Source organism: Lepagella muris, from assembly GCF_004793975.1.
Taxonomy (GTDB): Bacteria; Bacteroidota; Bacteroidia; order Bacteroidales; family Muribaculaceae; genus Lepagella; species Lepagella muris.
This window is the reverse complement of sequence record NZ_SRYB01000022.1, coordinates 44,668-71,653: the sequence shown is the minus strand read 5'-3', so window position 1 is coordinate 71,653 and position 26,986 is coordinate 44,668. Positions and strand designations below refer to the sequence as shown.

The following is a 26,986-nucleotide window of genomic DNA, read 5'->3' as shown; positions in this document are numbered from 1 at the left end:
AAAAAAGAAAACATCATGAACGTTATATAATCTGAAAAAATTTTACATGGCATCCATTGGTCAACCCACTTCCGCCATTCGTCGGCACACATATTAAACACACCGCATAATCACGTGGTTATCAATAACAATCCAATATTTACAAAAACTAAAAAAATATCTATAACTGTTATACTTCCAATGCTTGCCAACCGATGTCAGTTAAATATTTAAAATTTATACTTAATACTATTTCCAAATTCATATCATTTGTGTATCTTTGCATGCGGGGAACTATTATTTTTCCAATGCCCGTATATCTACGGGCTACGGTAAATATCCTGACACACATAGGAATTTTAATTCATACTAATAACCAAGCTATGAAACATCATCTTGTACCATTATCCACAATACTGCTTATCAGTGCAGGGCTTATGTTGTCTCCTGCCGACATCTCGGCAAAGAAGAAGAAAAAAGTCGAGCTTCCCAAAGTCGAGCTTAAGGGTGAGGCTAAGGACAGTGCTGATTTCCACAAGAAGATAAAAGACTCCAAAGTGAGTCACGGACTATTCAATACATATTTCGACAAGAAAGGTAAGCTTATTGTAGAGATACCCGACTCCGCGCTCAACCACACCTACCTGCTGGTGAACCGCGTCAACTCATTGTCTCAACCCACCGACTGGGCGGCAGGACAGATGATCTCATCAGAAATCATACGTTTCACCCGTGATGACCTCAACGTCTACATGCAGTTGCCACAGACCACGAGCCACGTGCCCGACGGCGATCCTATAAAGCCATCGTTTGAGCGCAACTTCAGCGAGCCTGTGCTCAAAAGCTTCAAGATCGAGCATAAGGAGAACGGCAAGGTGTATATCGACGCCACATCCTTCTTCGGCGGCAACGAGAAATCGATATCCCCCATAAAGCAGCCCAACCCGCTGTCAAAACTTCTCGGCGGCAAGGACGGCATTAAAGGCACGTTCTATCCCGACGGCTCCGGCGTGATCTCCGTGAAGGCATTCCCAGAGAACATTGAGGTGAAGAGCCGCCTTGCCTACACCACCCCGACCGCAACAAATCCCTACACTGTGGTTATGTCGCGTTCAATCGTGCTGCTTCCTGACGACCCTATGCCCGTCAGATATAAGGATAAGCGTGTAGGTTTCTTCTCTGAATATAAGAACAGATATTCATCCGACGAGGATGGATCGCGCACATACGAGATTATCAGCCGCCACCGTCTCCAGCCGCGTCCGGAAGACCGTGAAGCCTATTTCGCCGGGCAGCTCGTGGAGCCTGAGAAAAAGATTGTGTTCTATGTAGATTCCGCCTTCCCTGAGAAATGGCGCGGTGCAGTAAAGGAGGGTATCGAATATTGGAACACCGCTTTCGAGGCTGCCGGATTCAAGAATGCCATCGAGGCACGCGACTACCCTACCGACGACCCCGATTTTGACCCGGACGACATACGCTATTCATGCGTGCGCTATTGCGTAACCCCGACTGCCAACGCGATGGGTCCGTCCTACACCGACCCGCGTACCGGAGAGATTCTCGGTGCCGATGTCATCTGGTATCACAACATCCTCAACCTCGTCCACAACTGGCGATTCACCCAGACCGGTGCTGTCGACCCACGCGTCCGCAAGAAGGTATTCGATGACGACGTGATGTATCAGTCGCTCACCTACGTGGCTGCACACGAAATCGGTCACTGCCTCGGTCTGATGCATAACATGGGTGCATCCCACTCATTCACCATCGACAACCTGCGTGATCCCGCCTTCACCCAGAAGCATGGCACGACACCGTCAATCATGGACTATGCCCGCAACAACTTCGTGGCACAGCCCGGCGACCTTGAGCGCGGCGTGCGTCTGACACCACCCCCCATCGGAGTATACGACATATACGCAATAAATTGGGGCTATCGCCTAATCCCCGGCGCAAATACCCCCGAAGCCGAGAAGCCCGTGCTTGACCGTTGGATCGCGGAGAAGGCTGACGATCCGATGTATGAATTCGGAGCACAGCAATTCCTCGGTCTTATCGACCCTACCGATCAGACGGAAGACCTCAGCGACGATCATCTGAAGGCAGGCGACATGGCTATCTCCAACCTAAAGATAATCATGGATAATTTCGAGGATTGGGCAGGCGAACCCGGAGAGAACTTCGAGCCGCTTTCCGATATGTATAAGGCAATGGCTTCGCAATATCTGCGTCATATCGGGCACGTCTACCCCTACATCGGCGGCGTGGTCTTCAAGGAGATCAGACAAGGAGAGAAGCCGAAAGATGGCAAGGCTCTCGCCCAGCGTTCATTCATACCCCGCGATAAACAGCGCGCAGCCATGAAATGGCTGCTCAATCAGGCACGCACTTCCGACTGGCTCGTGCCCGCTGAGCTTATGGCGAAATTCGAGGAGCCTTACGAATGGCGACCAAAGATGCAACGCAACATTGTGGCATGTCTTCTGTTCTCAACCTCATTGCAGCGCATAAAGGAGGGTGGCGAACTCGACCCAAAGACAAACTACACCCTCCCCGAATATATGGATGAGGCTATCGCCGGAATATTCGATGCCACCCGCAAGGGGAAAGCTCTTGACGCAACGGAACGCAACATGCAGCAGGCTGCAATCGACGTGATGACCACATACTCCGGTCTGAAACCGAAAGAGCCGAAATCATCAAAAAGTTCCGCCCTGACAGACGGTGCCGACGAAGCACTATCACCCGTGGATGAGTTTGCCGAGATGATGGCAATCTCCACCCTTCCGCAATTCCCGTGCGGCTATGCCCCGACAGAGGCAGAGTTGGAGGAGGGACGTTCATTCTTCCGCATACTGCTTAACCAAGCCCCACTCCCGGCTACAGAGTTGCGTCCGATGATGACCTCCCTGCTGCGCCAGACACGCGACCTCTACAAGAGCAAGCGACTCTCCACCTCCGACCGTGCGACACGCGATTTCTACGATTACCAGATAATCGCAATCAACCGCACCCTCGAAGGGAAATGAGGCGGCGTATCAAACCAGATTTTCCATACACAGAACAACTAACACACATAACATGAGAATTATCCTATCAATAATAATGGCATGCGTGTCGGCATTGGCAGCATTTCCACAAGGGAACGCACCCATCACCGGAATCGTCGTGGATGAGAAAGGGGAACCCCTGATCGGCGTCACTGTCAAACTCGATGGCTCCATGCTGGGCGCAACGACTGACCTTGACGGAAAGTTCAGTCTGACAATCCCTGCGGATAAGAAAGGGAAGATAACCCTCTCCTACGTGGGCTACCGCACCCTCTCTGTAGACGTCGCTCCCGGTGCCAATCTATCGACCCTGAAGATGGAACCTGCCGCAAGCGACATTGACGAGGTTGTCGTGATCGGATACGGCACAGCGAAGAAAAGTTCGCTGACCTCCTCCGTGGAAGTCATCACCGGAGATGAGCTTGCCAAGATCCCTTCCATGAACGTCGACCAGTCGCTGGCGGGCACAATGCCCGGTCTCGGAGTAATGACCACTTCGGGCGACCCCTCTGCAGGAGGCGAGGCACAACTTGCCGTGCGCGGCAACAACAACAACCCGCTTCTCGTAATCGACGGAGTGCCACGTCTCGGCACCAACACATCCGACGGCGAGATGCGTCTTTCCGACCTCAACCCCGACGACATCGAGAGCATCTCTGTGCTGAAGGATGCAGCGGCAGCCGCCGTGTATGGTGCACGCGCAGCCAACGGCGTAATTCTCGTGCAGACCAAGCGCGGAAAAGACAGCGGGAAAGTGAAAGTGAATTTCCGCGGTCAGTTCAATTTCCAGGAAGCCACCTATCTTCCGGAATTCCTTGATGCGTATAAATTCGCCGAGCTCTACAACCGTGCGGTGGAGGCATCCGCAAGCGGCACCTACACCCCCTACGACCTCTCCGCAATCGGCTCCAATCCCAACCTATACGGCAACGAGAACATGCTCGACTATCTCGACAAGTGGGGTCATTCACAGCGATACACGCTGAGCGTGTCGGGCGGCACAAAAGCGATACGCTATTTCCTGTCGGGTGGTTACACCAACGCCAAGGGTCTCTACTCCAACGTAAGCCGCGACCGCTACAACTATGCGGCGAAACTTGATGCCGACCTGATGAAGGGTCTCACCATCTCTGTCGACCTCAACGGATCCGTATCCACCAACAAGAACTCCAGCTACACCACTATCGATGCAGCCTACAGCTATTCCCCGCTCCAGGTGCTCCGTTTCACCGACGGCAACCTCGCCTCGATCGACGGGGGCAACCCGCTCATAAACGTGGAGGGTCTCGGCGGATACAACAAGGTGAAGTCTGACTTCCATACCCTCAACGCCCGCCTGAACTATCAGATTCCGGGGGTTGACGGCTTGCAGGTATATCTGAAGGGCACCATCGACCTCAACCATCAGAACACGCAGAAATACTCCAAACCTGTGGCTCTTTATCTCTGGAACGAGGAGACTCAGACCTCTTCCGTAGATCCAAAGACAATCTATCCGACTGCAAAAATCAAGATGGAAGACCGCTGGCAGACCATCAACAACAAGCTCATAGAATTTGGCGTAAACTACAACCGTACATTTGCGGAGAAGCATGACGTGTCAGGTCTTGTGGTGCTCAACTATCAGGACTACAACAACAAGTATCTCAACGGTATCAACAACAATCTTTCCGGTGAGTATCCCGAAATCATGGGCAACACCTCCACCGGCACCATCAACGGTTCGGAATATTTCAGCCAGCGAGCCTCGGTTGTCGGACGTGCCACCTACGGCTTCAGCTCCCGCTATTTCGCAGAGTTCAGTTTCCGTGTCGACGGCTCCACACGCTTCGCGCCCGGACACCGCTGGGGCTTCTTCCCAACCGTGTCGGCATCGTGGGTAATCAGCAACGAGAACTTCTTCCATAACGTCAATCCCGGATTGCTCTCCTTCGCGAAGCTCCGCGCTTCCGCCGGTATCCTCGGTGACGACGGTGGCGTCAGCGACTACAGCTACCTGAAGCAATACATCTTCTCCCCCTCCTACGGCTATCCCATCGGCGGCAACTTCGCCCCCGGCATCGTGAATGCCTCCGGCGTGGTGCCCAACGAGAACCTGCAGTGGGGTAAGTCGAAAGACTGGAACGTAGGCGTTGACCTCGGTTTCTGGAACAACCGCATTAACGTCACTGCTGAGTTCTACCAGCGTTACCGCACCAACCTCATCACAGGCGCGCCAGCCTATCTCTTCCCACCCTCGGTCGGCACAGGCGGATCAGTGCCGAGCGTCAACATCGGAAAGATACGCTATCAGGGTTTCGACCTCTCGGTGAAGCACGTCAATACCGTCGGCGATTTCAGATACAATGTCGGATTCAACATAGCCCTATCCAACAACAAGGTGCTTGACTATGGCGATGAATCAGCCAACGTGGAGAACCTCCGCCGCAAAGGGAAGCCATATCTCGTATGGTCGCTATATGAGGCTGCCGGACTTTTCCAAAGCTACGAGGAGATTGCAGCGTGGCCCGTTGACCAGGACGGCATGAACAACTCCACCCTTGCCCCCGGCGATATAAAATATCTCGACCAGGACGGCAACGGAGTGCTCTCTGCCAACGACCGCGTCTACGTGAAAAATTCCTCACTTCCAAGTCTTAACTACGGCATCTCTCTCGGCGCATCATGGAAAGGCATATACATGAACGCCCAGTTCCAGGGAGTATCCGGCTACAACCAGCAGATCAACGAGCTTTACACTCTTGAGAGCCGTTCGCTGCAACGCTTCCAGGACTACCACTACACAAATTCCTGGACTCCGGAGAACCCCGGTGCGGAATATCCCCGCATCAAGTTCACATCATCGAGCGACAACAACCGTCTTCCCTCGACATTCTGGGTGAAGGAATGTAGCTTCCTACGCCTGAAAGCCCTCACATTGGGTTACCGCTTCCCTGCGAAAATGCTGCGCAACGCCCACATTTCCACCCTCGACATTGCTCTCCAGGGAGGAAACCTGTTCACCATATCCTCGCTCCACAACATGGACCCCGAGTCGCTGCGTGGATATCCCCTCTCCCGAACTTATGGTATAACTCTTAATGTAGGTTTCTGATGAATTTCAAAAAATATATATTACCCCTTGCAATAGCAGCCGTCGGACTCTCCTCATGCGACTCAATGTTTCGCGAAGAGCCTTTCGACAAACTCCCCGGCACGGTCATCTGGGGCGACGAGCATCTTCTTGATGAATACGTGCTACCTTGGTATCATGAAATGGATCCCGGGTTCTACACTTTCGTGACCACAATCATGAAAGGTCTCGGATCGGAATATGAGCCTTGGTATGGCGACCAGCTGACCGTGGGACGCAGCGACTGGTATCAGGGCGACTACGGCAACATCCTCAAAAGCTCACAGCAGGACATAACCACACGTGCACGCACGGAATGGTTTAAGTTCTACACACAGATAAATTCCATCAATACATTGTTGATGAACGAGTCGCAACTCGCCCCGTCGGTACGCGACCGCGTAGTGGGTGAGGCTCATTTCTTCCGCGCATGGTATTACTACCTGATGCTCCGCAACTTCGGCGGCACAATGATATTGACTCGCACGTATGACCCGCTGATGGAAGACACCAAATTCCCGCGTGCCACCTACGCCGAGATGGTGGAGTTCATCTGCAACGAGGCTGAAGAGGCAGCAAAGCTTCTCCCTGTGTCGCACACCGATGCCAACATCGGACGCCCAACGAAGGGGGTATGCTACATGCTTCGCGCCAAGACATATTTCTGGGCAGCCGGCGAACATTTCCAGAATCAGGAGAAGGGATGGCTCGGCTTCCCCGACGACCAGTCGATGCAGATGCTCGACCTCGCAGCGAAAGAGTATGACCGCGTGATCGCCACCGGACAATACAGCCTTATCCCTATCAACGGCACCACGCGCGATGAGGTGGTGGAGGAATACCGCAATATCTTCCTTACCAAGAACTCTCAGGAATCCATCTGGGAGGTGCAGCACGCCAACGACGGCAACTTCTCCTCTGCCAACGGTCATAAGCTTGACCGCGATGCCTCCGCATCATCTTTCGGTGGCACCGTCGCCGCTTATAATCCGACACAGAACCACGTGGATGAATACCGCATGGACAACGGCATGATGATAACCGACAAGGCTTCCGGCTACGACAAGAAGAATCCTTACGAGGGTCGCGACTGGAGGTTCTATGCCAATGTGCTCTACGACGGGGCGCAATGGCGCGGACACACCATGGACATACACTACACTGTAGTAGACGGTAAGGAGGTTGCCGGAGAGGATCTGACCAAATACGGCACATCCACCTCTGCCGCCGTGACACGCACCGGCTACTATATGGCGAAATTCCTTAACGAACGTCAGGTAATCGACACCGACGAGACTTACGGCAGCTCCCAGAACTGCATCCTTTGGCGTTTTGCCGAGCTCCTGCTCGACTATGCGGAGATCGACTTCAAGAAGGGACGTATCGGTGATGCTCTCGATAAGGTGAATCAGATCAGACGCCGCGTGAAGATGCCTGAACTGAAAAGCGTAACTTGGGACGACATCGTGAATGAACGTCGCGTTGAGCTTGCTTTCGAGAAAACCACTTATTGGGATCTTCTCCGTTGGAACATCGCGGAGAAACGCATGACCGGTTCTACCAACCCGCTTTACGGAGTAAAGATAGTAGAACAGGCTGACGGCACACGCAAGATCACCAATCCTGTGGTGAACGGACGCAACACCGTGGTGCGCTATTTCCGTCCGCGTCAGTATTATCTGCCGCTTGACTGGGACGACGTGCGTTATCATGGTCTCGAACAGAATCCAGAATGGGTGGAGATGTAAAATCTCCCCCATTCCTCCTCTCCTCTTTTTCTCCATCTCCCCACTCTCCGCATACAAGATTTACCAATATTGTTTCATTTAAATAATATAAGCTCATGAAAAATTTTTTACTCTCAATTTCTGTCGTAGCAGCTCTCTCCACAGCAGCTAATGCACAGGAGACCTACAACTACTTCGATCCCGCCGACTGCGATGCCAACGGCTGGCTCTGGTTTGACACTCAGGAGAAACTGGAGAAATACTGCGGCTTCACAGATGAGTTCAAGATTCAGCTTCTCTCCGCAGCTTACGAAAACGGTGATGGCGAATATGCAGAATGTGAACTCGATGCAGAAATCAAAGGCTACAACGCAGAGGGTGAACAGGGAGTGGAAGGCACAAAGACAGGAGCGATAATTCTCCCGAGAGCAAGTTCAATAATGGCACAGAACGGTGGCGGCATAATGATGTGGCTTCCCGATTGTGCTGAGTTCAGCGTATATCTTTCAAGTGAAGCATCACTGAAGAGCATGGTTCTCTATGGAGGTAAAGGTCATATTGAGCGTGTAGACTTTGCAGTCATCGCATCTGGCGTACCCCCCTTCAAGCCCTTGTCAAAACAGTGTCAGATGACATGGAGCAATCTTCAGGATGAGGTCCATGGCACTTCCGGCATGACACTAAACTCCAAAGAGAAAGTGACTGCTGCTGTAGTCGATGACATAACATCTCCCGTACTCATCCAAGGTATCAAGCTCTTCACCTACACACAGACTGAATACCCCGAAAACGGTGCAGGCGTTGAGGATATCATCGGTGATGACGCTAACGCTCCCGTGGAATACTTCAACCTTCAGGGTCTAAAAGTAAACGGCGACGAACCGGGTATCTACATCCGTCGTCAGGGCGCAAAAACTTCTAAAGTCCTTGTAAAATAAGACCAATAAGCCACTTGTTAAGACTCCGACATTATGCGTAGCCTTACCTCTCTTATATTTGCAGTCATCTTCGGGCTCGCCGCTTTCGCCGAGCCCGTCAAGATGGCTAACCTTGTGGTCTTCGTCAGGTTTGCCGATGAAAACAAAGGTCATTGGCAACACGACCGAGACTATTACGAGAAGATGTTTAACGACACTACTCAGGATGCAAATTCAGTGCGTAACTTCTTCCTCGACATGAGCTACGGGCGGTTTGATTGGGAATCGACCTTCGCGGAAGTGGAATATCAGGATAGCCATACACGCGGTTATTTCCAACCCAAATCATCAACCAACCCGGATGGTTATTCATCGCTGGATGTCCTCTTTGACACACGTTTCAAGACCTTGATTAAGGACATGTGCATATTCCTTGAAGATAAGTTGCCGGAAGATATCGAACTTGACCGCAACAATGATGGGGAGATCGACAATATCGTCATAATTATCAGCGGTAAGTCGGATCTATCGGCATCAAAGATGCTTTGGCCGATGAATAACCGTGGGGCTACCGCAGAACTGCGCGGACTGAAATCTGGCAATTTCCTACGGGTGTTTGATCAGGCTAACGGCTACAAGTCAATGGTGCCTCAGCCGCTCAACACCGGAGTGCTCTGCCATGAGATGATGCACACTCTTAACGCATTCGACCTATACACATCCGGCGACAACAAGCTTGAACCGGTCAATATATGGGACCTCATGAGCGATAATCAATTCAAGCCGCAGGGAATGACCGCCTACATGCGTTCTGAATATGGGAAGGATTACGGCGACTGGATTCCGGAAGAGAAGATACCCACACTGACCGAAGAGGGCACCTATACACTACCGGCAATCTCCACCCGTGATACCGAGACGGTAGCCTACAAGATTGTGCCCGACCCGGCGAAACCGGAGTATTTCATGCTGGAATACCGCGACAACAGCAACGTATGGGACTGCTCCCTGCCCGCGTCAGGCCTGCTCGTATATCGTGTGAACCCCTCCCTCAACGGTAATACCGGAGCCAACTTTGAGGTCTACATATTCCGACCAGGAGGCTCGACCGATAAAGCCGGATCAATAGCGAAGGCACCGTTAGGTCCCGACACAAAACGCTATACATTCGGCACTGAGAATGACGATGACTACCCATTCTACAGCGATGGCACACGTGCACCGTTCTCAATATCGGGAGTGCAGAAAGCAGGCAAGGAGATCAGCTTCAAAGTTAAGTTCTCATCTACCGGAGACTCAGGTATCGACGACCTACCCGCAGACAACGACTCAGAAAAAATCATCTACAATATGCAGGGTATCCGGATAAGGGAAATAACCTCCCCCGGTCTCTACATAATCAACGGAAAAAAGGTGCTGGTCAATTGACCGGCACTTTTTTCATACCAGATGTAAATATGCCAAGAATGCATGATTTATAGCTCTGTGATACAAATATTCCAGGAAATTGTTGTATCTTTGTAATCATAAATAAAGAAAGGAGTAAAATTATGGCAAGACCAATAGCAGAAACCCCAATTCTCACAGGTGAGGATGCCGTTCGCTTCGAGGAAAGAATGCGACAGGTGGAAAGTCTTACCAAGGAACAGCGAGCAGAAAATGGTCGCAAACTTCAGGAGGCAGTTAAAGAAGCGAAGAAATTGATTACAGTTTGTCTGTAGAATGAAACTTGTCCGACTGAGCGCAGATACATTGGTTGACGGCTTCGATTGTGGAGACGAAGACCTGAATAACTTTCTTATTGAGGATGCCAAAGGTTTCCTCAACAAACGTATTGCCAATTCATTTATACTTGAAGATGAAGGAACTATTGTTGCGTATTTCTGTTTGCTAAACGATAAAATCAGCAAGCAGGAAGTTACTAACAGCCAATGGAGAAAAATCAAAGACAGATTTCCCGATGGCAAAAGATTCAGTAGTTACCCGGCTATAAAAATTGGTAGATTTGCAGTTTCTTCCTTACACAGAGGGGAACACATTGGCACAAAACTGATGAACTTGATAAAAGATATGTTGAATACCAACAGCAATTACTCCGCTTTTCGGTTCATAACAGTTGATGCGTACCTCGATGCAATCCTGTTTTACGAAAAGAATGGATTTACCAAGCTCACTCAGAAAGAGGAAAACGACCATACTCGTCTTATGTTCTTTGATATGATGGAGTTGCCTTGACATTACTCTCAATGAACAGCCGAATATTTCAAAAATACTACGAGCAACTGAGACTCCCTCTCGGAATGTTTTCCCTGCGCTTCACTCTATCAGTAGAAGCGGCAGAAGACATCGTGCAGTCTGTATTTCTTGAAATATGGGACAAATTCAACGACGAAAAAGAGCCGGACAATTTTAAAAGCTACATATACCGAGCAGTAAGAAACGCATCGCTCAACTGGTGCCGCGACAACGGACGCATGGAGACCATACCCATCGAATATTATGAGGAGCAGCCATCGGAAGAGGTCATTGACACGTCAGAACGGGATGCCCGCCTATGGCAAGCCATTGACAATCTTCCGGAAAAATGCCGCCGTATTTTCCTGATGAGCAAACGGGATGCGATGCCGAATGCTGAAATAGCCGACACACTCGGAATATCAATAAAAACCGTTGAGAACCAAATGACAAAGGCATTCTCCCGACTTCGCGGAGACCGTAAACTATCATCATCCGACTTCTGGTTTCTCACACTTTGAAAAACTTTTTCAAAAAAATTCCCACTTGACATAGGGGTTGTGCGCAGATTTCGTGTCATTAGTATGCAAGGCGTCCGGAAGCCAGGCAGAATACATCACAACATGACACGCAAATTATCATGACACGTAAATTTAATGAATCACTGGATTTCGTAGCAAAGTTCTACCGCGAGGGGGCTTTCAAGGAAAATCTCAATTTCATCACACATTCACGCTATTCCTGGCTGCGGCGCAACATCGCGGCAGCATCTGTCGCGGCGATAGTCCTCGCCGCTTCAGCTGCAATCTATCTCTATCTATCCCCCGCCATACCTCAACCCTCCGCCACTCAACCGACGGAAACGACTGTAAAGACTCCGGTAATGACCGCAGAGACACCTCAACGACTGGAATTTGACGACATGCCATTGTCGATGGTCGTGAAGGAGATCGAGAAAGCATACAACGTGAAGATCTCCGGACTACCAGCCGACTCCGACATTCATCTTACACTCAGCTACGAGGGGAATGCCTACGAGCTTATCGACACAATCAACCAGATACTTGACACGAATCTCAAGGTAGAACAAAATAATCAGGTAGAACAATAATCCGACTTATGAACCGCTCATTACTCATAACATCTGCACTATGCTCTGCCTCCCTCCTCGCGTATGCCTCAAACTCCACGGCAGCCATCCCGGATCCTGCCATATTATCCGAGCTTCCGGCAAAAGAGACTGACAAAGTAAGCATCCATGCCAAGAACCGTCCTGCCACTGAGGTATTCGCCGATATAATGCGACAGACCGGCAAAAATTTCATCTATCAGACCGACCTGTTGCGTGGACTTAACGTGACTGTCAATGCTAACGATGCCTCATTGAAAAGCGTGCTGGCTCAAATGTTTGACGGCACCGGAATAACTTTCAAGATACAGAAAAACAACATCCTGTTGTCTCGAAGCAAGGAGATTGTAAGGAAACAGAGAAAATACGTCGTCAGTGGGTTCGTGCGTGAGGCTGAGACCGGAGAGGCTCTTGCCGGCGCGACAGTCACATGCTCCTCTACTAAAAACGGAGTATTCACCAATGCTATGGGGTTCTACTCCATATCTATCCCGGAAGGTGAATGTCAACTGACCGTATCATATCCCGGATACGCTCCTGAAAAGCTACCTGCCTTCACCCTGTCGAAAGACCGGCAGATGGATATCTCAATGCGGGAGAATGCACAGACCATAAAAGACGTTGTAGTCATCGGCAACAAGAACCGCACCGTCGCCCTTGAGACTGCCGGAGTCGGAAGTCTCAACGTCGGTAAGAACACGATACTCAACACTCCCGTCGTATTCGGCGAGAGCGACGTCATCAAGACCCTCCAGTTTGAGCCGGGTGTATCCGCAGGCATAGACGGAATGGCAGGGATGTACGTGCATGGCGGAAATTCCGACGAAAACATGTATATGCTTGACAATATCCCGCTATATCAGGTGAACCACTTGGGCGGACTCTTCTCCGCCTTCAATACCGAGGCAATCCGCAACGTCGATTTTCATAAATCATCATTCCCCGCGAAGTTTGACGGCAGGCTGTCGTCATACATGGATGTGCATACGAAAGACGGCTCAATGAGCGAGCATCACGGCTCCGCCCGTCTGGGACTGACCTCCGGCGCCTTCAACATCGACGGACCGATATGGAAAGACCGTACATCCTACAGCTTCGCCATACGCCGCTCATGGTATGACCTCCTGACCATACCTATATTCGCCATATACAATGCCATAAGCGAGGATGAGAAGACAAGCACAAACTATGCCTTCACCGACATAAATGCCAAGATCAACCACCGATTCAACAACCGCAGCCGCGGCTACCTGATGTTTTACTACGGCGAGGACTATCTGCGCGTCTCACAGAACTGGGATAAAGATAAAGCTGACGCCTATTGGGACGAGGAGAAATCGAATCTCCGTTGGGGCAATATAGTGGCATCGGCAGGCTGGAACTATATGCTAACACCTAAGCTGTTTGGAGAGCTGACAGGTGCCTATTCCCGTTATGCGTCGCGTCTGGAGCACTCCAAAGCCGACGGATATAATGAAGGAAACATCCCAACCAATGTGACTTCCGACAAAATGAGGAGCGACAACCATATCGACGACTGGATTCTGAAAGCCGATTTCGATTGGTCGCCCCATCAGTCACACCGCATCAATTTCGGAGCCGGCTACACTCTCCACTCATTCCTCCCTTCGCTAACGACACGCACGCTCTCATCAAATGAAGTCAATTCCGTTGTTAAGGACCGCGTATCCACATATCGCGCAAGCGAATTTAACGCCTATTTCGGGGGCGACTGGCGACCTGCCGACCCTCTGCGAGTGGACTACGGTCTGCATTTCTCCCTCTTCCATATCGGAGGGAAGAACCACTCCAATCTCTCGCCACGTCTCTCGCTCAGATGGCAGCCGGCAAAGGATTGGGCGGTGAAGGCCGGCTATTCACGCACAGTGCAATACGTGCATCAGCTCATCCAAAGCTCCATATCACTACCCACCGACCAGTGGGTGCCCGTCACCAACGATCAGAAACCCCAGACCGCCGACAAAATTTTCGCCGGCGCATACTATTCGTTCGGCAAAGGCTGGACTGTATCAGTGGAGGGTTACTGGAAAAAGATGCGCAATCTGCTCGAATATGCAGATGAATACTACCTGCTCTCGCCTGAGACCGATTGGACAAAGAAACTGACTGCCGGTAAGGGTTCGGCAAAGGGATTGGATTTCAAGATCTCAAAAGATTTCGGTGCCTTATCCGGACATATCGCCTACTCCCTGATGTGGGCAGACCGCCAATATGCCGATAAGAATGGTGGCAAGCCATTTCCCGCACGCTTCGACAACCGCCACAAGATAAATGTGCTCCTAAATTGGAAAATCAACAAGAAATGGGAGATGTCGGCAGCTTGGACAGGGATGACCGGCAACAGAATCACCCTCCCTACCCAGTGCTGGCAGGATCCCGCGCTCGCCCCCTGGAATTATGACATGACGCTTGCAACGGAAGTGAACAACTACCGCCTCCCCTTCAATCACCGCCTTGACCTCAACTTCCGACGCTATAATCGCCGAGGTTATTGGGATTTCTCCCTATACAACGCCTATTGCAACATGAGCACCATAGGCGTACAGCGTGACTATTCCGATAAATTCGACTACAACACCGGACAATATAACTTCTATCGGGTATTCAAGAAAATCAAACTCATACCAGTAATCCCATCAATATCTTACACATGGCTATTCTAAAATATTTCTTCCGCTACTTCCGGACCCTCTATTTCTCTCTGCTCCTTATCCTGTCGGCTATGCTGACGGGATGTTACGAGGAATTTGACCCCAACATAGCATCGACCCCAGTGCTATGCATGAACTCGCTCATCACTCCCGGCGACAGCATCAAAGTCAACCTATCACGCACCTGGAGATGGAATGAAGTCGACCCGAAAATCGTAATTACGGATGCCGATGTCTCGCTATTCGTAAATGATGAATTTAAGGAGACTATGGTATGCAAACTCGTAACTGACAATAATGACGGCTATTACGAATTTGATGAGAACGGCATTTATATTTATCACAAGAAAACACATTACGCATATCTTGCCGATTATATCCCTAAAAGCGGCGACCGCATACGCATTGAGGCACACGACAAGAAATATGGGGATGCTTCGGCAGAAGTGACAGTGCCATACCCAGTCGAAATAGATGCCGTAGAGACAACCATGCATAATTTTAGGGTTTACACAAATAAGTTCGGACCGGATACCTACGGGATGGATCTTGATATGTTGGTATGGTTCACCGACCCGGCAGACACTGATAACTTCTTTGAACTCTCATACCCCAAAAAACAATACTCCTGTTCTGACTATGAAGGCTCAGACGACCTTTCAACTGAAGACAGCTACTATGAAAGGGTGGATGTAAATTATATCGACTATTCGGGAGAACCTTTGTTTACCGAACATGTGTCGATATTGGAATCAACCATTACCGAGACATTCGGATATACCATCTTCACCGACCGTCGCATAAAAGGGAAGAGCTACCCTCTCCACCTAAAGTTTGAACGTGTTTCATACGAATGCTATAATCCCGACAAGAATCCGGAATTGGGGAAGGTAGGCATTACGGTCACGCTATCGCATATCGACCGTAGCTACTACGACCATGTGTTGTCGGTGTGGCAGGCAAACGACGGCATCGCCGGCTCATTGGGGAGTATCGGTTTCGGCGAGACGGTATTCGCCTACAGCAACGTCTCGACGAAGGCGGGCGTGGTCACCGCCGCTGCCCCCTACACCGTCAAGGTGCCGATCCGCGACCTCGTATTAGAGAAACTGGAGAAATAATAAAACACCGCCAAATAACGCTATTCTGCTCATGCAGATTTCCCGACGGTCGGACAGGCTATCAACAAAGTCTATCCGACCGTTAAAATTTTCATATTAATGCAACAGTTGTTTAATCTGATTTTGCAAATTTCCTATTTTTATTTAATTTTGCATCGCAATCTCGAAAGCAGACCGGACTTTCCATTATGCCCCCTCTACTTTTATTGAGGTTATAACCCAAATCAATAATTATATATGACATCTAGAAACACAAATCTTCAATCCGAAGTAAATCAGAACCCGCAAAAAAATATGATCTCAAAAATAGGCGGTCCTCTTTATTGGATACTTCTCGTGATAATGCTTTTCCCGTTTGACCTTGTGTTTGGAGAGAAATACCAATTCATCACCCCTCCCGTAGCACTCTTCATCGGGTTGGTATTCGCATTCACATTCGGTATCCCCTATCCTAAATTCAATAAGAAACTCTCCAAATATCTTCTGCAATTCTCTGTCGTGGGCTTAGGCTTCGGCATGAACCTTCAGAAGTCGCTTCAATCAGGAGCCGACGGCATGCTGTTCACCGTAATTTCCGTAATCGGGGTCATGGTCATAGGCGTGGTGCTCGGTCGCTACATGATGATTGACCGCAAGACCTCCTACCTCATCTCAGCCGGCACAGCAATCTGCGGTGGCAGTGCGATAGCAGCCGTAGGCGGTGCGCTGAAAGCCAAGGAGAACGAGATGGCAGTGTCGCTTGGCGTAATATTCATACTCAACGCCATAGCCCTCTTCATCTTCCCCCCCTTGGGACATCTATTCGGATTATCACAAGCACAGTTCGGCACGTGGGCGGCAATAGCGATACACGACACAAGCTCCGTAGTCGGAGCCGGAGAAGCCTACGGTGCGGAGGCTTGCGAGATAGCCACACTGATAAAGTGCACACGTGCCCTCTGGATAATCCCACTCGTATTCTTCTCAATATGGTATTTCCGCAAGGATAAGAGTGGGGAAGGCAAGGCAAAGATCTCCATACCCTGGTTCATACTTCTCTTCGTCGTGGCAATGGTAATCTACACCTACACTCCCGAGAGTGCTCTTCCTGTAATGGCACCCATCTATTCCAGTCTCGTCTTCATAGCCAAGAAGGCGCTGGTGGCAGTCCTCTTTGCAATCGGTGCGAGTCTGAGCCTTAAAGTGATACGTCAGGTAGGCGTAAAGCCGTTGATTCAGGCACTCACCCTATGGATGGCAATCGGTGCGACAAGCCTCTTCGTGGTGATGTATACGATCGCCTGATGCTCTTTTAGAAACATTCCTAACTATTCCACCAAAACTATCCATCTATTATGTCCCCCCGTCAATCAATCCTGACCCATGTCCGTCTCAGTTCACTGATGATGGGCATTGGTTGCGTATTCGCCGGCACTGCATGTGCTGCGATTGGAGGCTACACTGAATTATTACCTGCCAACCTGTGTATGATTTTCGTAATCTTCGCACAGTTGGCAGGCAATTTCTATTTCCGATATTTCAATGAAGTGCATGCCTGCGGCAATCATATCGACTCCAGGATCAACTCCCACTCCAAGTCCTATTCCAAGACCTTTCTAAAGGAGGGGAGCATCGCCTGCGCACTGATTGCTGCTCTTGCCGGATTATCGATAGCCGTATCAGGAGGATGGTGGACACTTATGGTGGGTATATTCGTCGCATTTGCAGGCTGGATAACGATGGGTGGCAACATGCCATTGCTCCGTACCCCTTACGGAGTCATTGCCCCGTTTATCCTTTTCGGGCCGGTATGCGTCATCACGACAGCCCTGATACAGATCGAACGTCATCCGGAGCATCCTCTGAGTTGGATTGACGTCGCTCCCGCCCTATATATGAGTATAGTGATGGGGTTGATGTGCGTCAACGCGACAATGGTATACGGATATAATAATTACTACCGCAACAAACGCAATTCAAAGGAAACTCTTGTAGTTGCCGTTGGCAAGAAATTTGCACGTGTGATATTCCTCTTGAACGGCGTCATCTATACGGCAGTGACAATTGTGATGTGCCAACAGTTGAATTTCTCATTGAAGGGTCTCGACATAGTCCCCTCCATACTCTGTCTCCTTATTGACATCTACATCTGGTATCAGATGCGCACACTGCCGCGCGAACATCATCACACCCTCATTGACTTCGCCAACTTCAACGTGCTCCTCATGGGTCTCCTCACCTTCATCATCTTCGAGATCACCGGCACACCCGACGTCAGCACAATGAGCTTCTTCGGTCTCTGATCCATCCGACAACTTCAAGACAAACAGATATAACGGAATTATGACGATATCGCCATAATTCCGTTTTTTATCACCGGCAACGATAATGGAGTCAATATAAGAAACCGAATAGCCACAATGGGATTTTATTGCTGAATCCAAATTCAATGTCATCTGCCACGACAAAGCTATCAGGAATATTTCGGATCTGGGCAAAACCTTTGCCTTTCCCTCCAACTTCAAACAGATAACGCCCATCCACCATGAAATCTCCATCTTTTGCAAATCCCACCTTATGACTCACACTAAGGAATGAGGCGAAGGTGCTTTCCCGTGCAGCCCCAATCTGCGGTGTGCCAAGTGCATACATCAGCGAGGAATTATCAAGCAATATTTTCTGAGGCTTCACAAGGGCTTTCGGACCTCCGACAGACATAAACAGCTGACGTATGATACCAGCCCTATCCAACAGATCAAATAACTTCAGTAGCTGACTTCTGTTGCTACCCATGAGTCCCGCCAAAGTACTCATATTGGGAATGTATGGCAAGGATGCAGAAACAATTGCCACCAGTCGCTTTGCCTTTATTAGAGTCTCATATTCAATTTTTTTCTCAACAGCAGGTATATCATATTCTATGACTGTAGATACACTCTGCACAAGCCGACTATAGTAGTCATCCGTTTTCATTGACTTATAGAACGGATAGTAACCTTTCTCCATGTACTTTCTGAACATCGGAAGCACATCTATGACCGACGATATTGAGGCTGCAATCTTTTCATGAGAGAAAAGTACATCTGAAAGGTCAAGTCGTTGCGGGATATCATATCTTTCAAACATCAGGAACTCCCTAAATGATAAACCGGGCAATGTGTGCATTGAAACACGACGAGATAAGTCGCCTATTGAATGATCTATCTCAAGCAGCGAGGAGCTTGTGAACACAACGTGAAGTTCCGGATAGGAATCATACAGATTCTTAACCTGTTGTTCCCATCCAATAAGCCTATGAACCTCATCCAGATAGAGATGCGAGACACCTCTATCCAACATATTTTCAGCCAATTCAATCAGAGAATGGTTGGCAAACCATATATTATCAAGAGATACATAAAACGATTTTTCACCTGTTGGATCCATCGCCTTGATTCTCTGCATCATCATGGTTGTCTTGCCCACTCCTCTTTGCCCCATGATACCTATCAGAGGTTGTTCCCAGTCTATTTCAGAGAAAAGGAAACGATGGAAACGCGTATTGACATCAGCCAGCCGTCTTTTATATGTCCTTATCAGAATATCCATATCTATCAATATTAATTATTTTGCAAAGATAATAAATTGTACCGAGTAAAGTACAATTTATTCAATTAAACCTTCAAAGGTACAATTCGCAAAATTGTACTAAGCAAAGTACAATTTACCAAATTAGACTATCAAAGGTACAATTTTAAGAATTGTATCGAGCAAAGTACAATTTATCCAATTAGACCATCAAAGGTACAAAAAATGATTTAATTGTTTGGATTTTGTCTGAAAACAGCGATTTAATTGTTTGGATTTTGTCCGAAATATAGTTTAATATCCTGTGTATATGAAGAATAATTACTAATTTTGTAGGCAAACTAAAATCCATTCTTATGTATATTCCGAGAATCATTGACAATTATCTGAAAGATTGGGCGGCAGACAATGCCATACGTAATGTGGATATCTGTCCCCTCTATGCCATTTCCATGATGAGAAAATTACTTTCCCAAAACAATACTTTCTGCTAAAGGATGTACTTTCCCCATCATATTAGATTGTCTCTTCAAATATTTTTAGTAATTTTGCACATAGACTTCCACGCTGTGGGAGCGTTGCTCAGAGAAGCATAACGCTACGGTACGCGGGAAATCTAACAACATATTTAAGAAAAGCGTATATTGACGCTTTGTTCTTGGCAACTCGGAACTTCGAACACTCCAAACAATCGCCAAAGGACAGAGTAACGATAGACGCCACGGGTATGTATATACCTATCCGGCTCATTTCAAGCACTGCTTGGAATGAGTTTGGGGTATCTGCACATAGCAGCGTGGAGTCGAAGTTGCTCGTTCTGGCGATTAAAGCAAGTTCGAAGGCTACGAGTTGCGGGACGAGTAACGATAAGACTCCCGCTTTTCTTTTTGCCCAAACAAATCTAATTATGCCATGTAGGAGTCAATGGCTGAGAAAGCGAGTGACCCGAAGTGCAACTCATTGACAACATAAATCAAACCCTGCGTAATGATTTGGTGTATACCATCAAATCAGGTAGTCGTGTGTCAATTGCAGCAGCGAGTTTTTCAATTTATGCCTTTCAGGAACTTAAAGAGCAACTGAAAGAGATCGATGAGCTACGTTTTATATTCACATCGCCGTCCTTTGTTACAGAAAAAGCTGACAAACAGCGTAGGGAATTCTACATACCCCGTCTTAACCGTGAACGGGATTTATTCGGTTCTGAATTTGAGATTAAATTACGCAATGAGCTGTCTCTTAAAGCCGTTGCAAAAGAATGTGCAGACTGGATAAGGAGAAAGGCTTGTTTCAAGTCAAACCGCACCAATGAGAATATGATGGGCTTCATCAATGTAGATGATGTCAATTACATGCCTATCATGGGATTTACAACTGTGGATCTTGGATGTGAACGAGGCAATAACGCCTATCAGTTCGTTCAACGCACAGATTCACCGATGTCTCAGTTCTACTTGAATCTTTTCGACCAAGTGTGGCACGATAGCGAAAAACTGCAAGTAGTTACAGACCAAGTTCTCGACAATATCACCAACGCATACAAGGAGAACTCGCCTGAGTTTATCTACTTTGTGACACTATACAATATCTTCAACGAATTTCTTGAAGATATTTCCGAAGACGTTCTGCCCAATGAGGCCACCGGCTTCAAGTCAAGCGTGATCTGGAATAAACTATATAATTTTCAAAAGGATGCCGCTCTCGCAATCATTAACAAGCTGGAAAAATACAACGGCTGCATACTCGCCGATAGCGTCGGACTCGGCAAAACCTTCACCGCACTTTCTGTAATCAAATATTACGAAAACCGCAACAAGTCGGTGTTGGTGCTATGCCCTAAAAAGCTGCATCAGAACTGGGTGACATACCGCTCCAACTACGTCAACAACCCATTGGTTGCCGACCGTCTGCGTTATGATATTCTCTATCACACCGACCTTTCCCGATCATCAGGACAGAGCAACGGTCTTGACCTCGAACATATAAACTGGGGCAATTACGACCTTGTAGTTATAGATGAAAGCCACAACTTCCGTAACGGCGGCAAGGTAACTACCGATGAAAACGATGAAAACCCTCGCGAAAACCGCTACCTTCAACTGATGAATAAAGTGATCCGTGCAGGAGTGAAGACAAAGGTGCTGATGTTGTCGGCAACCCCCGTAAACAATCGTTTCAACGACCTCCGTAATCAGTTGCAACTCGCCTACGAGGGGGATTCAGAGCGAATGGACGCACTTCTAAACACCTCGTCATCCATCGACAAGATATTTCGTGATGCACAGTCTGCTTTCAACCGTTGGTCAAAACTCAACCCGAAGGAACGCACCACGAAGAATCTACTCTCGCTACTCAGTTTCGATTTCTTTGAAGTGCTTGACAGCGTGACAATAGCCCGCAGTCGTAAGCATATCGAACAATATTACGATACCACCGACATCGGGAAGTTTCCCGAAAGGCTCAAACCAATCTCACGTTCTCCAAAACTTACAGATCTTCCTACGGCGGTGACGTTTAACGACATATTTGTGAGTGTTACTGAGCTTAATCTCGCCATCTACACGCCTTCCGACTTTATCCTGCCGAGCAAACTTGAAAAGTATATTGACTCAAAGGGTGGCTCACTTGGAAATCTCTCTCGTTCAGGCAGGGAGCGCGGCATCCGACAGCTCATGAGTATCAACCTGCTCAAACGATTGGAGAGTTCGGTAAATTCGTTCCGTCTTACACTGTCAAGAATTAAAAGGCTATTGGAAGACACAATCACAAAGATTGATGACTTTGATATCAACCATAATAATTCCAGTGTCGCAGAGCCGGGCGTTCATTATGGCTTTGACTATGATGAACAGGAAGAATTGGCAATGGTGGGAGGCACAAAAACAGCCGTTGCCCTTGCCGACATGGATTATATTCAGTGGCGCGAATATCTCGCCAAGGATCTCGATAATCTCCGCACACTGCTATTCATGCTCGAAGAGATTACCCCGGAACATGACAGCAAACTCCGGATGCTTATAGAAGACATTCGCTTCAAGTTTACGAATCCTATCAATCCCGGCAACAAGAAGATCATAATATTCACCGCCTTCTCCGACACTGCTCAATATCTTTACGAAAATATTGCTCCGCTTATCAAAGAACATACCGGACTTAACACAGCACTTATTTCCGGCGATGTCGAGGCAAGATGTACGATAAAGACACGTGAGAAGATGGATTTCAACAAAGTTCTCACCCTTTTCTCCCCCATATCGAAAGAGAAAACAGCCATATATCCAAACCTTAACAAAGAGATAGATGTGCTTATAGCAACAGACTGCATCTCCGAAGGTCAGAACCTTCAGGATTGTGACTATCTCATAAACTACGATATCCACTGGAATCCTGTGCGTATCATCCAACGCTTCGGGCGCATTGACCGTATCGGCTCGCGTAATGCAGTGATTCAACTGGTGAATTACTGGCCCGACTTAGACTTGGATGAATATATCGATCTCAAAGGGCGTGTAGAAGCCCGCATGAAAGTGTCAGTACTCTCTGCCACCGGCGATGACAATCCTCTCACAGATGCCGAACAGGGCGACCTAAAATATCGACGTGACCAGTTGGAACGTCTCAAAGAGGAAGTTGTGGATATTGAGGAAATGAATACCGGTGTCTCGATAATGGACTTGGGCTTGAACGAGTTTCGCCTCGACCTGCTTGAATACATCAAGCATGGTGAGGACATAGAGCATACCCCGATGGGGCTTCATGCCATTGTTCCTTCGTCAAAAGGTGCACCGCCGGGCGTAATCTTCGTTCTCAAAAATCGCAACAATGCAATCAATATTGACCGTAAGAACCGACTCCATCCATTCTACATGGTCTATATCTCGAAAGAATCGGAGGTAGTCATTGACCACCTTGACCCGAAGAGTATGCTTGACACAATGCGCCATTTGTGCCGTGGCAATGCCACACCGATCCTTGACCTTTGCCGCCGATTCAACTCCGAGACACGCGACGGTCAACGCATGGGTATGTATTCCCGGCTACTCGGCGAGGCCATCTCCTCACTAATAAAAGTCAAAGAGGACACAGACCTATTCTCGTTTCTCGACGGCGACAGCGGCTCTCTTTTCGGCAATGAGATACGTGGTCTTGATGACTTTGAACTTATATGTTTCCTTATAATCCGATAAAGAATGTTAGGACTGCCACCAACCACTGAAGTCAAACGACCGCTTCCAAAGGCACAGCTATTTAAGCGGTTTGATTGGTCCCCATCGCAACGAGAGCGTTTCGATGGTGATGTGTCGCGTCTTGACTTCGTGAATTGGATTTCCCCCCGCACCATTCCCGGTATTGCAGAAGGGAAAGAAGTAAAGGAGATATTCTTAGTCGAAGTATCACTAAAATCGCGTGATTTCGACACGAAGAATATCACCTTTCTTGCCAAAAGCATACCGCAACGCATTGTGTTTGCCCTGCGATTTGAGGATGAAGTGAGCTTTGCCGTCTATCACGACAAACTTTTCATTTCATCATGGCTATCAATTGATGAGGCAACCTTAACTATCTCAGGTTTGAATCTGGATGCCGTTTGGGAAAACATTGTTTCATCAATCGGTCAATTCGCTGTGGAAGAAGACAAATCCCTTTCAGAGCAAATCAAGATTGACGAGGAGCGCGCCAAACTGGAGCGTCAGATTGCGGCATTGGAGCGTCAAATGAACGCCACCAAACAACCTCGCCGAAAACGCGAATTATTCATTGAACTACAAAAACTTAAATATATAATCAATGCATAGATTTTCAAATGTTCATAAAACTAATACCGAGATTGAATCTCTATTGCGTAGTAATGATATACCAAAAAAATACCGATGGTATCCATTTTTGGTGTCAGAATTAGAGGCAGATTTATCCCATGGAATTTTTGATAGACTTAATTTAACTATCAAAAAAAACATAGCATATAGTTTACAGTATTTGGAGTATATCGACTTACAACTATCTGAACTTCAATTCTCGGACAGCCTATATTGCATGCTATATAAAAACTATATTATCACAGCTGCAGCTATTGTTGAGTCTGTATTTTATCATATACTTTTCTACTATAAAAAATTAAAATATCAATTATATGGCAAACCGATTCTTCATGATGTGAAAACTTACAAAGAAGGCGAAAAAACTTTTGTCAAGGTTGAAGGTCATAAAGAAAAACTTAATTCTCCTAAAGAAGCTGTTCAGGATTTTCATTTCCTTATAATTTCAGTTTTAGAGGGTAATTATCTTAATATTACTGATTCCAAAGTGGCTCGTTCATATATATCTTACTGTAAGGAACTTCGAAAACGAGTGCATCTACATCTAAATCAAGAAGCATGGACATCGGATTACCATATATTCTCTCATAAGGAGTATGCATTGGTGCGATATGTTTTATATAGAATATTATCAGACCCTTTGTTTGGGCGTGAAAAGCAATTGATATTCCCAGAATTAGAACAAGAATCTTTGAATGTAATAATTAAAAATAGATATAACTATAATAATGGATAAGTTGAATATGCAGAGCGGTGATTTTGTGCGAAGCAATGTGGCAAAGATTGCTACATTGTTTCCGCAGTGCGTAACTGAGCGACTAAATAAGGATGGGAAGCCAGAGCTTGCCATCGACTTCGACAAGTTGCGGTCGGAGCTAAGTGACGAAATCTTCGGTGATAGCGAGGAACGCTATCAGTTCACTTGGCCGGAAAAGCGCAAAGCATCACATTTGGCCAATGAGCGCACGACTATGACGCTTCGTCCATGTAGAGAAGAAAGCGTAGGTAAGGATGGAACACCTGGAGGTTTCGATTCTGAGAACCTTTATATTGAGGGTGACAACCTTGATGTGCTTAAAGTTATTCGCGAAACTTATCTTGGCAAAGTCAAGATGATTTATATTGATCCACCATACAATACCGGCAATGACTTCGTCTACAACGACGACTTCGCCGTCAGCCGTGATGAGTTTGAGGCGCATAGCGGACTATTCGATGAAGAAGGCAACCAAACTGTTGACCCAATGGTACGCAATACCGAAAGCAACGGTCGCTTCCACACTTTCTGGCTAAATATGATTTATCCACGTCTGAAAGTTGCCCGCGACATTCTTACCGACGACGGTGTTATTTTCATTTCAATTGATGATAGAGAAATATCCAATATTACTAAACTATGTGATGAAATTTTCGGGAATTCTAATTTTGTATGCCAATTTACTTGGAAGTCAAAATTAGGAAAGGTCGGTACTACATCAACTATATCGGCAGTTCATGAGTATATATTATGCTATGCTAAAAATGTTGATTTAGTTAATTTTGAAATGATTGTAAAACAATCAGATGGGCGTAAGGAAAACCTTAGACAATGGGGGGTGGCAGATCGACGCGAAGATAGACCTTCAATGTGGTATCCTATAACTATAAATGGTATTACTGTTTATCCATACAAAGACAATGGAACAGAGGGGAGATGGCGTGTAGGGGAAGAAATGGCAAAAGAATTGTTGGCATCAAATGCTCTTGTTTTAGGGAATAAAGACGGTAAGTATAATATATACCGTATCTTTCCCAAGAGCGAATCGATATCGGCTTATACGACTTTATTACTTGATGATATTGGAACAACGGCAAAAGGAGCGATAACTTTAAAGGAACTCAAATTAAACAAAATATTTGATTTTTCTAAACCAGTTGAATTGATTAAACATTTTGTTTTTTTGTCAAAAGATAAACAAGGTCTGTATCTAGATTTCTTCTCCGGGTCTGCTACTACCGCACACGCTGTAATGCAGTTGAACTCCGAAGACGGAGGCAATCGCCGTTTCATTATGGTGCAACTCACTGAGGAAACAGACAAAGATAGCGAAGCTCGCAAGGCCGGATATGCCAATATCTGTGAGATTGGCAAAGAGCGAATCCGGCGTGCCGGGAAGAAAATCAAGGAGGAGGCCGGACTTCAAGGTCAAGACCTTGATATCGGTTTCCGTGTGCTCAAACTTGACTCGTCGAACATGGAGGACGTCTATTACACTCCCGAAGATTTTGATGCGAATAATATATTCTCATCTATTGACAATGTAAAGCCTGACCGCACTCCGCTCGACTTGTTATTCCAAGTGATGCCCGAACTCAATATCGAGTTATCAGCCAAAATTGAAGAAAAGGAAGTCATTGGTAAAAAGGTATTCTTCGTTGATGATACCTATCTTATCGCCACCTTCGATATGGATGTAAACGAATCAACCATTACTGGAATCGCCAAAATGAAGCCACAATACTTCGTGATGCGCGATGCCTCTGCTGCCAATGACAACGTACTCGACAACTTTGAACAAATCTTCCGTCACTATTCACCGGATACTATCCGCAGGGTGCTATAAATAAATCTGTTAAGATGTGTCAACCCCGACACCTTTGGTTATCAATTAAAAAATTTTATCCAAAACATCATTATT

At 47.4% G+C, this 26,986-nt stretch carries 19 protein-coding genes; 18 read left to right on the top strand and 1 reads right to left on the bottom strand.

The genetic code is table 11. The features are described from left to right. Positions 1 to 362: 362 nt before the first annotated feature. The 13 genes from E5331_RS13785 to E5331_RS13730 all read left to right on the top strand — a co-directional run bounded on the left by E5331_RS13785 (position 363) and on the right by E5331_RS13730 (position 18,227). On the top strand, positions 363 to 3,011 hold the full coding sequence (locus tag E5331_RS13785) for a zinc-dependent metalloprotease (protein WP_123483317.1): 2,649 nt from the start codon (positions 363 to 365) through the stop codon (positions 3,009 to 3,011). 52 nt (positions 3,012 to 3,063) lie between these two features. Next, positions 3,064 to 6,126: a SusC/RagA family TonB-linked outer membrane protein gene (locus E5331_RS13780; protein WP_135984791.1), complete on the top strand. Its 3,063-nt coding sequence runs from the start codon at positions 3,064 to 3,066 to the stop codon at positions 6,124 to 6,126. Then, a complete protein-coding gene (locus E5331_RS13775) occupies positions 6,126 to 7,892 on the top strand; it encodes a RagB/SusD family nutrient uptake outer membrane protein (protein ID WP_123483315.1) in 1,767 nt (588 codons plus the stop codon). Before E5331_RS13780 ends, E5331_RS13775 begins: the two co-directional genes overlap by 1 nt. A gap of 95 nt (positions 7,893 to 7,987) precedes the next feature. Next, positions 7,988 to 8,809, top strand: coding sequence for a hypothetical protein (locus E5331_RS13770; protein WP_123483314.1), 822 nt, complete (start codon positions 7,988 to 7,990; stop codon positions 8,807 to 8,809). A 33-nt stretch (positions 8,810 to 8,842) separates the two neighbouring features. Continuing rightward, positions 8,843 to 10,216 carry a metallopeptidase domain-containing protein gene (locus E5331_RS13765; RefSeq protein WP_123483313.1) on the top strand — a complete coding sequence of 458 codons (1,374 nt, stop codon included), beginning with the start codon at positions 8,843 to 8,845 and terminating at the stop codon, positions 10,214 to 10,216. Between the two features lie 122 nt (positions 10,217 to 10,338). Then, the gene (locus tag E5331_RS20425) at positions 10,339 to 10,509 is read left to right on the top strand and encodes a hypothetical protein (protein WP_168355240.1); all 171 of its coding nucleotides are present in this window, start codon (positions 10,339 to 10,341) and stop codon (positions 10,507 to 10,509) included. Position 10,510: 1 nt separating this feature from the next. After that, the gene (locus tag E5331_RS13760; protein ID WP_123483312.1) at positions 10,511 to 11,023 is read left to right on the top strand and encodes a GNAT family N-acetyltransferase; all 513 of its coding nucleotides are present in this window, start codon (positions 10,511 to 10,513) and stop codon (positions 11,021 to 11,023) included. Positions 11,024 to 11,034: 11 nt separating this feature from the next. Beyond that, positions 11,035 to 11,544: an RNA polymerase sigma-70 factor gene (locus tag E5331_RS13755; RefSeq protein WP_123483311.1), complete on the top strand. Its 510-nt coding sequence runs from the start codon at positions 11,035 to 11,037 to the stop codon at positions 11,542 to 11,544. A gap of 119 nt (positions 11,545 to 11,663) precedes the next feature. Then, a complete protein-coding gene (locus E5331_RS13750) occupies positions 11,664 to 12,134 on the top strand; it encodes a FecR domain-containing protein (protein WP_135984793.1) in 471 nt (156 codons plus the stop codon). An 8-nt stretch (positions 12,135 to 12,142) separates the two neighbouring features. After that, the gene (locus E5331_RS13745) at positions 12,143 to 14,836 is read left to right on the top strand and encodes a TonB-dependent receptor (RefSeq protein ID WP_135984795.1); all 2,694 of its coding nucleotides are present in this window, start codon (positions 12,143 to 12,145) and stop codon (positions 14,834 to 14,836) included. Beyond that, the gene (locus E5331_RS13740) at positions 14,824 to 15,945 is read left to right on the top strand and encodes a DUF4249 domain-containing protein (RefSeq protein ID WP_123483307.1); all 1,122 of its coding nucleotides are present in this window, start codon (positions 14,824 to 14,826) and stop codon (positions 15,943 to 15,945) included. The genes E5331_RS13745 and E5331_RS13740 overlap by 13 nt, the downstream gene beginning before the upstream one ends. A 342-nt stretch (positions 15,946 to 16,287) precedes the next feature. After that, positions 16,288 to 17,229: a YeiH family protein gene (locus tag E5331_RS13735; protein WP_275441224.1), complete on the top strand. Its 942-nt coding sequence runs from the start codon at positions 16,288 to 16,290 to the stop codon at positions 17,227 to 17,229. 50 nt (positions 17,230 to 17,279) lie between these two features. Then, on the top strand, positions 17,280 to 18,227 hold the full coding sequence (locus E5331_RS13730; protein WP_135984797.1) for a prenyltransferase: 948 nt from the start codon (positions 17,280 to 17,282) through the stop codon (positions 18,225 to 18,227). 91 nt (positions 18,228 to 18,318) lie between these two features. Here E5331_RS13730 and E5331_RS13725 read toward each other — a convergent pair whose 3' ends face one another. Beyond that, positions 18,319 to 19,512 (bottom strand): ATP-binding protein, encoded by a 1,194-nt coding sequence (locus E5331_RS13725; RefSeq protein ID WP_123483304.1) that lies wholly within the window; start codon positions 19,510 to 19,512, stop codon positions 18,319 to 18,321. A gap of 335 nt (positions 19,513 to 19,847) precedes the next feature. Between E5331_RS13725 and E5331_RS20420 the strand changes: the two genes are divergently transcribed. From E5331_RS20420 to E5331_RS13705, 5 genes are all read left to right on the top strand, one after another. After that, a complete protein-coding gene (locus E5331_RS20420; protein ID WP_168355239.1) occupies positions 19,848 to 19,985 on the top strand; it encodes a hypothetical protein in 138 nt (45 codons plus the stop codon). Positions 19,986 to 20,441: 456 nt separating this feature from the next. After that, a complete protein-coding gene (locus E5331_RS13720) occupies positions 20,442 to 23,678 on the top strand; it encodes a helicase-related protein (RefSeq protein ID WP_123483303.1) in 3,237 nt (1,078 codons plus the stop codon). A 3-nt stretch (positions 23,679 to 23,681) separates the two neighbouring features. Next, entirely contained in the window at positions 23,682 to 24,287 is a 606-nt protein-coding gene (locus tag E5331_RS13715) for a DUF4391 domain-containing protein (RefSeq protein WP_123483302.1), read from the top strand. After that, positions 24,280 to 25,044 (top strand): hypothetical protein, encoded by a 765-nt coding sequence (locus E5331_RS13710; RefSeq protein ID WP_123483301.1) that lies wholly within the window; start codon positions 24,280 to 24,282, stop codon positions 25,042 to 25,044. The genes E5331_RS13715 and E5331_RS13710 overlap by 8 nt, the downstream gene beginning before the upstream one ends. Beyond that, positions 25,037 to 26,911 carry a site-specific DNA-methyltransferase gene (locus E5331_RS13705; protein ID WP_169477663.1) on the top strand — a complete coding sequence of 625 codons (1,875 nt, stop codon included), beginning with the start codon at positions 25,037 to 25,039 and terminating at the stop codon, positions 26,909 to 26,911. Before E5331_RS13710 ends, E5331_RS13705 begins: the two co-directional genes overlap by 8 nt. The last annotated feature ends 75 nt before the right edge of the window (positions 26,912 to 26,986 follow it).